Source organism: Flavobacterium melibiosi, assembly GCF_048158545.1.
GTDB classification, from domain to species: domain Bacteria; phylum Bacteroidota; class Bacteroidia; order Flavobacteriales; family Flavobacteriaceae; genus Flavobacterium; species Flavobacterium melibiosi.
This window is the reverse complement of the sequence record NZ_JBLNKU010000002.1, coordinates 224,465-236,702: the sequence shown is the minus strand read 5'-3', so window position 1 is coordinate 236,702 and position 12,238 is coordinate 224,465. Positions and strand designations below refer to the sequence as shown.

Below are 12,238 nucleotides of genomic sequence, written 5' to 3'. Positions count from 1 at the left end.
TTGAGTTTTAAGATTGTTTTTTTTCGTTTTTCTTTTTTTCGTCTTTTATTGGTTTGAAAGGGCCAAATTTATGTTGCTCCTCAGTAAATTTATCCGAAAATGGTCCAAAAGGATGATCCACCGGTTTTTTAGAAATATTGGGCCAGTCTTGACTTAAATCTTTCGATGGCCTATCAAGCTTTTCCACATAAGCAGCAATATCCCAAGCTTCTTCATCTGACAATTGAGGATTATCATAGATTGCGCCTAGTGGCATATTGTATTTTATGTACCCTGCAAAACGACTGATTCTAAACAATCCCGCACCACTATTGTACGAATTTTTGCCCCACAACGGCGGATACGTGTATTCTTTTTTATCCGCTGCCAAAATTCCCTGACCATTCACTTGGTGACAACTGGCGCATTTAGCATCATAGAGGGCTTTCCCTTTTACAGGATCGGCAGCTCTGTCTAAATATTCTAAATCATAAATTCCGGCGGCATTAGCTTCTTTACCTTTGGGAACATTACTGCCAATATATTCGATATAGGCAATCATGGCTTTCATTTCTTTGTCATCTTCTTGGAGCGGCTGACCATTTAAGCTTCTTTCCATACAATCGTTAACCCTTTTGTAAAGATTTTCCACTTGCCCGCTTCGCGCTCTCATTTTTGGATACATCGAATATACAGAACCGTAATTATTTCCCCAAGGTTTTGTACCAGCGTCTAAGTGGCAATTGTTGCAATTCATACCATTGGTGATTTGTTTCACACTACCATTTGGCCCCAAATATTTGGCAGTATGTGCAATTAAATCTTTTCCGTATTCTACTTCTTGTTTTAAGTTTGCATCTTTAATCAGACTAATATCAGCAGGTTTCCAAGCTTTAGCCATTTCATTTTGTACAAGCACCTTTTTTTCTGCTTCAATGTAAAGGGAATCGATTTGCGTATCACTATTTTGAAACCAAGAGGTGATTGATGTATTAAAAAACAAAACGATAAATACAACCATTACCAAGAAGATAATGGTTGTAAACATATAAATCAGCTTTTTTACCAGCGATTTAAATTGGACTATATTTTGCTTTTCTGGATTCATACTTTTTTAATGAGGCAGTTTATCTCTAAAATATCCATATACCCAAGTTCCCACTATTGCAAAAAATAGGGTAACAATCATCACCGTGGCGCCAGTTCCAATTTGTGCAAACAATGGCCCAGGGCAAGCTCCTGTTATTGCCCAACCCAATCCAAAGATGAGTCCGCCGTAGATTTGACCTTTGTTGAAGGTTTTGTCATGGAATTCAATCTTTTCTCCATAAATGGTTTTAATATTGAATTTTTTTATCAGAAAAACGGATATTATCCCAACCACAACGGCACTTCCAATAACACCGTACATGTGAAAAGATTGAAAACGAAACATTTCCTGAATGCGATACCAACTGATAATCTCGGCTTTGATGAAAACAATTCCAAACAATAGACCGATGACTAAGTATTTTAAATTATGATACCATTTGTGTTCTAATTGACTCTCGTTGATACAAACCGTATCTAAGGAACGAGTTTCAAAATCTGTATTTTGATTTTTAATTTGCATAGCTAATAATTTTATAGTGAAAGGATAAAAGGTAAAATGAGGTTGGCCATAATCAATCCACCTACGAAGAAGCAACAAGTTGCAATAAGCGAAGGCAATTGTAAATTAGACAAACCAGAAATAGAATGACCACTGGTACATCCTCCCGCATAACGAGAGCCAAAACCAATAAAGAAACCACCTATTACCATCATAAAAAATCCTTTAAGTGTAAATAAATTTTCCCACGAGAATAATTGTTCGGGTAGCATTCCGCTGATGTCAGTAACTCCGTAAGTCGCTAATTCTGTTTTTAGATTAGCGTTTATAATAATTGGATCAGGATTTGATAAAAAACTGTAAGCAATAACACCACCAATTAAAATTCCTAATACGAAAAACATATTCCAGATTTCTTTTTTCCAATCGTATTTGAAAAAGGTAATATTTGCTGGTAAGCACATGGCGCAAGTGTGACGTAATGAGGCACTAATACCAAATGATTTGTTTCCAATAATTAATAAAGCCGGAACTGTAAGTCCAACTAATGGGCCTGCAATATACCAAGGCCAAGGTTGTTTGATTATTTCTAAAATTTCCATATTTGTTGATTTATTGATGCAAAGATTATACTTATAAATGAGTAGTTATGTTACTTTTGTCACACAACAAAAAAAAAGTAAAAAATGATATAAATAAGAGTAATTATCCTGTTTCAATTCAGTTATAATGTACTAGCTATTTATAAGGTTTGAATTGAGGTCGGTTATTTCAAATTAAAAAGGGTTTGATTTATCAAATGTCTTTCGCGTTTTATACTCTCGTTTTTTTATTATTATATTACTTTTAATAATGATCCGTTACTAATACTAAAAAATACTTTTTGCCACAGATTTAAAAGATTTCCACAGATTAGAGAAAAGTGAATTAGATTTATTAGGGGAAATCAGTGAAAATCTTTTAAATCTGTGGCCAAAAAGCAATATTATTCCGCAAAGCTCACAGTTATATTTTATGACTGTCCGATACCAATAGTAATTAATTTGTCATTTCGACGAAGGAAAAACTCATTAGTTGCTATTGTTATGTGATTTCTCCTTCGTCGAAATGACAAAACAGCAAAATTTTATTCATAAAATGTAGCTTGGTATTAGTAACGGATAGTCCTATTACTTTTTTAGTAACTCCTCTAATTTTTCTCGGAACGAATCACTATTCCAATTTGCAGTACCAATTTTGGCTAAAATTACATTTCCTTGTTTGTCAATAAGATAAGTGGCTGGAATTGTTGATGACTCCATTTCCGTAGGAGGATTTGTAACCGATTGATATATAGGAAGCGTTAAATTTTCTTTGACTAAAAACGCTTTTGCTTTTTCAAAAGAATCAGTAGTCACAAACAAAAAGACCATTTTATCCTGATAATCAACATATAATTTTTGTATACTTGGCATTTCGGCAATACAAGGCGGGCACCATGTGGCCCAGAAATTAATGAATATTATTTTTCCTTTGTATTCTTCCAATGTCACACGCTGCCCGGTAGCATCAACTAATTGCCATTGGTAACTGGAAAGCATTTTTTGATCTGTTACAGCAATAGTTTTAGGTGAAAAAGCAATTAAGCGGTTTAATTGTATTTTTACAAAAGTGCCCAAAGGACTAAACAGAAGCAGTGCTATAAATAGGATAAAAGCAATATTTTGTAAGGTAGATTTTTTTGGTGTTTTCCAGTTCATTTTTATGTTTTTGTAGCATTACTTTCTGAAAAGAAAGAATATTGACTTTAACTTTATACTTTATTTTAAATTCAACCACTCATTTGTTCCGCCGCAAAGCCAGTTGGCATTGTATCCCATTTCTTTTAAAATTTTAGCGCCATCCATCGACCTTCCTCCACCTTTGCCACAAGCGGTGATGATTTTATGATCTTTTTTGATTTTATGTATTTGGTTTTCAATTTCTGACAAAGCAATATTTATGGCTTCCGGAATATGATTGTTTTCGAATTCTTCTTTGGAACGGACATCAATAATCTGTATTTTTTCATTTTGCTGAAGTGCTTGTTTTGCCTCTTCAACTGAAATGCATTCATTTGAGGAGCTATCTATTTCTTTCATGTTGATTGTATTAGTTATTTGTCTTTTGCAAATGGTCTTTCGGCATACGAACTTTGATTATTACAGACGATAGAATTGTGATAACACCTATCAATATAATAGCATAATTTACCCCAAATAAATCAGCGGTTATTCCTGAAATAATAGCGCCTATCGCATAACCTAAATCCCTCCAAAGTCTAAATGTACCAATGCTTTCCGCTCTTTGTGTTGGATTTGTGGCTTGTGCAATGGCAGATAAAAAAGTAGGATAAACTAAGGCAGTTCCAAACCCTAATAAGGCTGAAATAGTTGCTAATTGATACATTTCGGTACTGAAAGGAATAAAAATAATCGCAATTCCTTGTACTAACATTCCCCAAAAAAGCATCTTTTTTTTCGAATATATATCCGACATTTTTCCGGTTATCAATTGTCCAAAACCCCAAACGGTAGGATAAATAGCTGTTATGACGCCAATATTCTGAGAATCATAATTCAATGAAAGCAACACTATAGGCAAAAGTCCCCAAATCATGCCGTCATTCAAATTATTGACTAATCCAGCTTGCGTAACAGCACTTAAAGTTTTGTTTTTGAAAGTGGTTTCTAGAAAAATGTTTTCTAATTTTTGGGTTTGATTGGTGGTATTTTCTTGGTGTACAAATACTCTGGTATCTTTCACAAAAAATAAAGTTAACAAAAAACCAATTATAGAAATCCCAATTCCCAAGTAAAAAGGGTAGGGTGTAATGCCATATTTTTGGGCGATATAGCCTGACAGAAAAGCAACTAACCCAACGGCAAAATAACCGGCAAATTCGTTGAGTCCCATTGCCAGTCCACGATCTTTTTCTCCAACTAAATCAATTTTCATCACCACCGTACTGCTCCAAGTTAGTCCTTGACTAATTCCCAACAGAATATTAGCAAAAATCACCCAGTTCCATGATTCTGCATATATCAAAATAAAAGGGATAGGTATGGCCAGAATCCAACCAAATAAAAGTAAATTTTTTCTACCGAAACGATTCGCCAACTTGCCTGTGAAATAATTGGTAATGGCTTTTGTAATTCCAAATGCAGTTATAAATGAAAGAATAGCTGTTTTTGAAGCAATACCAAATTCAATTTCGGCAAATTTTGGAATAATTGTTCTTTCCATTCCTATCATTCCGCCAACAAAGGCATTGACGATGACCAAAATGGTAAATTGTTTCCAATTTTCTTTTAGTCCAAGTTTGGTTGTATTTGCTTTCAATTGTGTGTGGTTTTTTTAAGTTCAAAAAATAGTTTCGTGTTTTTCAAACTGATTACTAGCTTAGTTTAGAAAAGGAGTAAAGGCAAAAAAAGAATTACGTTTTTATAACTCGTAATATTCTAATTGGTAGTCCCCAATGTGTTTTTTGTTTTCGGAAATGGATTTTTTATGCTTGAAATAGTTGAGTGTTCCGAGAATAAAAATCACAAACGAAGTGATGAAAAGTGCGATTTCAATGAATAAACTATTTTCAACTTTTAATAAATTTCGCAAACTCAAACCCGCAATCAAAAAATACATTGACGTTCTCAAAAAGGCAAGAAAAGTAGATTGATTGGCCAGTACAGTTCGCTGTAATGCTAATTTTTCTCTTAAAATTAAGTCTTTGTTCATTGCTTTTGTATCTTTCATGTCAGTTTTTTTTCGAATTAATTTCAAAAAGGAGCTCAGTAGTCTTTGTTAAATTCAAAACAATAAATTCATTAGTATCTCTTAAAAAGTCTATCAAATTTACTTCTTTATTTACATCAAATTTCGATTTCTAAATAAGTGTACAGTTTAAAACAAATATATTTCTTGTTTTAAACTGCACAATATTTTAATAGCACCTCTGTTTATTTGCTTATCGCTTCATTTACATCTTGCCAAGTACCGCCATTTGTGACGTTTTTGAAACCATTTTGTTCCAAAATCATTTTGGCTTGACCGCTGCGATTACCACTTCGGCAGAAAACAATAATGTGTTCTTTTCCTTTAAATTTTGCCAATTGACTCGCCACTTGATCCAAAGGAATATTTGTTGATCCTTTTACGTGACCTTCAGCAAATTCTGCTGGTGTGCGAACATCTACAAGGAACGCACCTTCTTTTATTAATTTTTCCATTTGCGTTGTATCTTTTTTTGAAAACATATTTTTAAAAATTCCGAACATAATTGATGTTTTTAGTATTCAATAGGATTGTTTTGATTAATCCATTCATTCATTCCAGGAGAATAGTTGAGTACATTTTTATAGCCGTTTTGTGTTAATAATGAATAGGCAATTGCTGCTCTGTCACCGCCTTGGCAATGGATTAATACTTTTTTATCTTTACTTATTTTATCCAGATTGTTTACTAAAGTACCTACAAATACATTATCAGCTCCTTTGATATGACCTGCATTATATTCAGCAACACCACGAAGGTCAACCACTTGAACGCCTTTTTCTTGTTGTAAGGTTTTAAACTCTTCTAATGTAATTTGATTCACTTTCTCTAAAGAACCCCCATTTTCTTCCCATATTTTTGTAGAAGGAATGTAACCGTGAATGTTGTCTAATCCTATTCTCATTAGTTTTCTCGTAAGATCATCCAATTGCGATTCATCAGCAAGCAGCATAAATGGTTCATCATAGGTAAGAAACCATCCTGCCCAAGTGGCAAAAGAATTATTCCCTTGAATGTTAATACTTTCTGGAATAAAACCTTTTGAAAATTCCGTTTTATCTCTAGCATCAATCAATTTAATTCCTTTTGCTAAAGCTGCTGTTAATTCGGTGTAATCCAGTTTTTTCAATTTTGGAACAGCCGTAAGAAGCGGACGATCAACTTTATTCAGTTTTTTCATCATCGCAAAATACTTTGGTGGTTCCGGTTGGTCTTCCAATAAATATTTTACAAATCCAGTTTCATCATTTTTATGTTGAAGAGCCCAGTTTCTTATTTTTTCATAACCTACAGTGGTGCTTGGAACGGCTCCTAATGCTTTTCCACAAGCAGAACCTGCTCCATGACCTGGCCATACTTGAATATAATCAGGTAATGCATCGAATTTATTAATCGATTGATACATTTGTTTGGCACCAATGTCTTGAGTTCCTTTCATTCCTGCTGCTTTTTCAAGTAAATCAGGTCTTCCTATATCACCAACAAATACAAAGTCACCGGTGAATAACATTACCGGTTCGTTGCTGGCAGGCGTATCCGTTAAAAGAAAACTGATACTTTCTGGAGTATGTCCGGGAGTGTGAACTACTTCTATTTTTAAGTTTCCTACTTTTAAAACATCACCATCTCTTACGTCAACATGAGGAAATTCGTATTTCCAATCTGGTCCGCCTTCCGCTGAAAGGTACATTTCTGCTCCTGTCAAAGCGGCTAGTTCTCTTGAGCCTGCAAGGAAATCTGCATGTATGTGTGTTTCTAAAATATGAGTAATTTTCATATTGTTCTGTTTAGCAATTTCGAGATAGGTATCTACATCCCTTTTTGGATCGATTACCGCGGCTACTCCAGCTTTTTGACAGCCAATAAAATAACTTGCCTGAGCAAGACTCTTGTCGTAAATGTGTTGAAAAAACATATTGTTTATTTTTTAAGTTTCTAATTTATTTGACAAAATTAGGTCACGAGTTTATTAAAATTGGTGACTAATGTTACATAGGGTTTTATAACTGAATTATTTTGCCTGTATGCACGTCATAGCGCATGGAAATAATTTTTGTTTTGTGTTCTTTTATAATTGGATTTTCTTGAATGAGTCGTTTTGAATGTTCGATATTTGCATTGATGCAACCCAATAAATTATTTTTTTTTGGTGTATTTTTTTCTGCTTTTTTCTCTTCGTATTCATTAGCAATGGTTTCTACAATGTCATCAATATGATTCAGATGTTTTTTATAGGCATTATTTTTATCTCCAATATAGGCTTTGATGGCACCACATTCCGTGTGACCCAAAACAACGACTAATTTGGCATCTAAATGTTCAACAGCATATTCAATGCTTCCCATATCAATATCAGAAATCAGGTTTCCGGCATTTCTAATCACAAATAAATCGCCTATTCCTTGGTCAAAAAGAATTTCAGGAGAAACTCTGCTGTCAGAACAGGCTACCACAACTGCGAAAGGATGTTGTGCGTTTTGATTTTCTAAAACCGATTTTTTATTTTGATGGGGATGAATTGTTTTTTCTTCTAAAAATCGCTGATTTCCGGAAACTAACTTTTCAATTGGGGTTTGATGTTTATTTTCTGCCGGTATTTTTATGTCTGTTTTTTCACATCCGGTAATAGTGAGTAGCATAATGAATAAAGCTATAATTATTTTTTTCATTGTAATGGGGCTATTAATTTTCTTCAAAAATAACTGTCACAGTAGTATTGGATAGTGACTATTATCACTTTGCACCAAAAAAAGAGAGGATCTTTTTGGACCCTCTCTTTTTAAAATTTCGATATATTTTTATAATAATGTTGTAGGACATACATAATCCGTTTTAGGAAGATTAGTTTCTTTAATTTCTGTAAAACCGCCAATTATATCCACAAAATTATCCCAACCACGCATTTTTAGAATCGATGCGGCTAACATACTGCGATAACCACCGGCACAATGCAGGATAAATGGTTTTTCTTTTGGAAATTCAGCCAAGTGATTGTTGATTTCGTTTAACGGAATATTTACTGCTCCTAAAAGATGTTCAGATAAATATTCGCTTTTTTTTCTGACGTCAAAAACGGGAATTTCCTCATTTTTTAGTTTTTCTTCCAGTTCTGTTGCTGTAATTCGGGTGAGTTTATCTATTTCTTTACCCGCTTCTTTCCAAGATTTAAAACCATCTTTTAGGTACCCAATCGTATTGTCGTAGCCAATTCGAGAAAGACGAACCATACTTTCTTCTTCTTTCCCAGTTTCGGTTACCAATAAAATCTCTTGCTTTATATCGGTAATCATTTCTCCCACCCACATGGCAAAATTACCGTCTAAACCGATGTTGATGCTATTGGGGATAAATCCATTTGCAAATTCAGATGCCAATCGCGTATCCAGAATTAAAGCACGAGTTTCATTGGCAATCAATTCAAATTCTTCTGGATTTAAAGGCGTGTTGGCTTTTTTAAGTACAGCATCTAAGCTTTCATAACCATTGATATTCATCAAAACATTGGCTGGAAAATATCCTGGAGGATTTGTTAATCCGGTTAGTACTGCAATAACAAACTCATCTTCGGTCATCTTTGGGTTTAAGGCGTAGTTGGTTTTCTTTTGGTTACCCAAAGTATCTGTGGTTTCTTTGCTCATCATTTTCCCACAAGCGGAGCCAGCACCGTGATTAGGGTACACAATTAAATCATCGGACAAAGGCATGATTTTGTTGCGTAGCGATTGGTAAAGATGTCTGGCAAGTTTGTCTTGGGTCAAATCGGCAACAACGTGTTGTGCTAAATCAGGACGGCCTACATCACCAATAAACAATGTGTCACCAGTTATAATTCCGTGTTCTTTTCCGTTCTCGTCAATCAATAAAAAGGTAGTGCTTTCCATGGTATGTCCCGGAGTGTGAATTATTTTTACTTTATATTTTCCCACTTCAAAGATTTGATTATCTGTCGCAGTGATTACTTCATAAGCAGGTTTTGCTGTTGGACCGTATACAATTTTTGCATTTGTTTTATTGGCTAAATCCAAATGTCCTGAAACAAAATCAGCATGGAAATGGGTTAGAAAAACGTACTTAATTTTAGCATTATCTTTAAATGCTCTATCGATATATGGTTGCACTTCGCGTAATGGATCAAAAATAGCTGCTTCTCCGTTACTTTCTAAATAATATGCTGCGTGTGCAATACATCCTGTATAAATTTGTTCAATTTTCATAATTAAGTTTTTTTAAGTTATTGATACGGCAAAATTAGGGGGCACATTTTTAATCTAAAGTGACAATTGTCATATTAAAATAACTGTTTTATGATTAAATATAGTATGTGATATATGTCACATAGTAAACTGTAATTGAATATTTTGCAATTAGTACACATAAAAAAAGACCATCAAATAGATGGTCTTTTATATCGTTTTTTGAATGCTGGCTCAATCACTTTTTTGGCTATTTGATAATACATAATTAAGCGTATTTTTGTCTTTGGAGCCATAATGAAAAACAGCGTTTACTACAGCCGTCTCGCTTTCCTTATAATTATGAAACTATCTAGCCAATACAGGCAACAAACTAAAAATTAGTTATGCAGTTCCTTTTAAAATTTTATTCCAATACAACCAAGGCAATATTTTAGTTTTAAGTATCCACATAGCCCAATTTGGTTTTGCCTGATTGATTGGGAAAGTCATTTTTGGCGTATTTGAATAATCAAATTCAGCCAACATTAATTTTCCGTATTGAGTAGGAATAGGGCAGGCGCTGTAACCGTCGTATTGAGCCGACGCTGTTTTATTATCGATAATCGCTAAAAGATTAGTAACTACAACAGGTGCTTGTTTGCGAATAGCAGCGCCAGTTTTACTGCAAGGTGCATTGGTACAATCTCCTAGAGCGAATATGTTAGAAAAACGAGTGTGTTGCAGCGTGTTTTTGTCTATTTCTACATATCCCAATGGATTTGCTGGATCTCTCAAAGGGCTGTTTTTTATAAAATCAGGAGCCGATTGTGGAGGAACAGTGTGGCATAAATCAAAATTTAAAATTACTTTTTTAAGATCCTCCGTATCGTTATGTTCTATTATTCCGTAGCAAGCAGCATTTTCTGAACATAATTTTTGATTTAGATTCTCATCAATTTCTTTGGTTTCGAATGCAACGGTTTTATTTTCTCCATTTATCGCTGTAACATTTGCGCCAAAATGAACGTGAATATTGTAATGACCTATGACTTTTTTCAGTGTTTCTGCATATTCTTTAACACCAAATATAGAAGCAGCTCCTGAAATATAGTGTACATCACATTGGTCTAAAATTCCTTTTTTACGCCAATAATCGCACGCTAAATACATAATTTTGTGGGGTGCTCCACCGCATTTAATAGGCGTTGTTGGGTTTGTAAAAACTGCAGTGCCACCTTTGAAATTTTTAATCATTTCCCATGTGTATGGCGCGTGTTGAAAAGAGTAGTTACTACTTACATTATTTTTTCCTAATGTTTCCTTAAGTCCTTCTATTTTATTCCAATCCAATTGAATTCCCGGACAAACCACTAAGTAATCATAGGTAAATTCATCACCCGAACTACATTTTACTTTGTTTTCAGTTGGCATAAATTCAGCTACGGCTTCTTTAATCCAAGTAGTGTTTTTGGGAATTACCTCTTTTTCATTTCGAATAGTTTTATTAATATCAAATATACCAGCACCAACCAATGTCCATGCAGGTTGATAATAATGTTTTTCTGAAGGATCAATGATTCCGATATTTAGATTACTTCTTTTGCGAAGCAATTGTGAAGCTACAGAAAGTCCTGCATTTCCTCCACCGATGACAAGAATTTGATAATGATTTGACATTTTTATGATTTTTTTATGATAATAAAACTATCAATAGTATTGATTATTAATTTATTAGCTAGTGACTTTTGTCACACAAGGTTTTATTTTAGAAAAAGTTCTTTGGTTATAATATAAATTCCCATCACTAAAACAAACCAACCAAAGGCTGGCTTAAGTTTATTGCCATCAATTTTTTTAGATAATGCCGTGCCAATAAAAATTCCAACAATCGCAAATGCCGAAATGATAAATAGAAACTGCCAATTAATACCATTTTCTCCACTTTCTCCAAAGAAACCAATCAAAGATTTAGCAGCAATAATTACTAATGAAGTTCCAACAGCCTCTTTCATTGGAAGTTTACTTAAAATCACTAAGGCAGGGATAATTAAGAAACCACCACCAGCACCTACTAAACCAGTGATAACTCCAACAATAGCTCCTTCAATAAGTATAAGTGGATAATTGAATTTTTGTTCTTCCGATTTTTCTTCTATATTTTTTTTATCTTTTTTAATCATGCTGTACGAAGCTGCAATCATAATTACTGCAAAAAGTAACATCATTAACAGGTTTTTGGTAACCATAAAATCACCCACCGTAAATACTTCTTTTGGAATCGCAGGAACGATATAAGCTCTAGTTATAAAAACAGCAATGATTGAAGGAATACCAAAGACAATAGCTGTTTTGATATTTACTAAACCTTTTTTGAAATAACCAACGGTACCTACAGCACTAGTAAGTCCAACAATAAATAGCGAGTAAGCCGTTGCCAAAACGGGTTCAATAGCAAATAAATAAACTAATACCGGTACGGTAAGAATACTGCCACCACCACCGATCAGTCCTAATGCAATGCCAATGAGTATTGACGAAAAATAACCTATATATTCCATAATTGTAAAAATTTTATACTGCAAAGATTGTCAGTTAAAATTTCGTGTACAGTAACATTTATCACATAGGTAATTTTATTTCTTAGAAATGAATTTATTTTGGAAGTAATTAAAAAAACACCTGTAAATCGTATGATTTATAGCTG

General features: G+C 33.8%; 13 protein-coding genes. All 13 read right to left on the bottom strand.

Annotated elements, in window-relative coordinates; all coding sequences use genetic code 11:
* Positions 1–7: 7 nt before the first annotated feature.
* Positions 8–1,027, bottom strand: coding sequence for a c-type cytochrome (locus ACM55F_RS03065; protein ID WP_416852230.1), 1,020 nt, complete (start codon positions 1,025–1,027; stop codon positions 8–10).
* A gap of 66 nt (positions 1,028–1,093) precedes the next feature.
* Entirely contained in the window at positions 1,094–1,591 is a 498-nt protein-coding gene (locus tag ACM55F_RS03060; RefSeq protein WP_416852229.1) for a DUF6691 family protein, read from the bottom strand.
* Between the two features lie 11 nt (positions 1,592–1,602).
* Positions 1,603–2,166, bottom strand: coding sequence for a YeeE/YedE family protein (locus ACM55F_RS03055; RefSeq protein ID WP_416852419.1), 564 nt, complete (start codon positions 2,164–2,166; stop codon positions 1,603–1,605).
* A 573-nt stretch (positions 2,167–2,739) separates the two neighbouring features.
* Positions 2,740–3,309 carry a TlpA family protein disulfide reductase gene (locus ACM55F_RS03050; RefSeq protein ID WP_416852228.1) on the bottom strand — a complete coding sequence of 190 codons (570 nt, stop codon included), beginning with the start codon at positions 3,307–3,309 and terminating at the stop codon, positions 2,740–2,742.
* Between the two features lie 60 nt (positions 3,310–3,369).
* Positions 3,370–3,690 carry a rhodanese-like domain-containing protein gene (locus ACM55F_RS03045; RefSeq protein WP_416852227.1) on the bottom strand — a complete coding sequence of 107 codons (321 nt, stop codon included), beginning with the start codon at positions 3,688–3,690 and terminating at the stop codon, positions 3,370–3,372.
* 10 nt (positions 3,691–3,700) lie between these two features.
* Positions 3,701–4,930, bottom strand: coding sequence for an MFS transporter (locus tag ACM55F_RS03040; protein ID WP_416852226.1), 1,230 nt, complete (start codon positions 4,928–4,930; stop codon positions 3,701–3,703).
* A 102-nt stretch (positions 4,931–5,032) separates the two neighbouring features.
* The gene (locus tag ACM55F_RS03035) at positions 5,033–5,341 is read right to left on the bottom strand and encodes a DUF202 domain-containing protein (protein ID WP_416852225.1); all 309 of its coding nucleotides are present in this window, start codon (positions 5,339–5,341) and stop codon (positions 5,033–5,035) included.
* Positions 5,342–5,544: 203 nt separating this feature from the next.
* Positions 5,545–5,814, bottom strand: coding sequence for a rhodanese-like domain-containing protein (locus tag ACM55F_RS03030; RefSeq protein WP_416852224.1), 270 nt, complete (start codon positions 5,812–5,814; stop codon positions 5,545–5,547).
* 59 nt (positions 5,815–5,873) lie between these two features.
* Positions 5,874–7,274 (bottom strand): MBL fold metallo-hydrolase, encoded by a 1,401-nt coding sequence (locus tag ACM55F_RS03025; RefSeq protein WP_416852223.1) that lies wholly within the window; start codon positions 7,272–7,274, stop codon positions 5,874–5,876.
* Between the two features lie 85 nt (positions 7,275–7,359).
* Positions 7,360–8,028, bottom strand: coding sequence for a carbonic anhydrase (locus ACM55F_RS03020; RefSeq protein ID WP_416852222.1), 669 nt, complete (start codon positions 8,026–8,028; stop codon positions 7,360–7,362).
* Between the two features lie 129 nt (positions 8,029–8,157).
* Positions 8,158–9,573 carry an MBL fold metallo-hydrolase gene (locus ACM55F_RS03015; protein WP_416852221.1) on the bottom strand — a complete coding sequence of 472 codons (1,416 nt, stop codon included), beginning with the start codon at positions 9,571–9,573 and terminating at the stop codon, positions 8,158–8,160.
* Positions 9,574–9,936: 363 nt separating this feature from the next.
* Positions 9,937–11,211: an NAD(P)/FAD-dependent oxidoreductase gene (locus ACM55F_RS03010; RefSeq protein WP_416852220.1), complete on the bottom strand. Its 1,275-nt coding sequence runs from the start codon at positions 11,209–11,211 to the stop codon at positions 9,937–9,939.
* Positions 11,212–11,294: 83 nt separating this feature from the next.
* Positions 11,295–12,092: a sulfite exporter TauE/SafE family protein gene (locus tag ACM55F_RS03005; RefSeq protein WP_416852219.1), complete on the bottom strand. Its 798-nt coding sequence runs from the start codon at positions 12,090–12,092 to the stop codon at positions 11,295–11,297.
* Positions 12,093–12,238 lie beyond the last annotated feature (146 nt).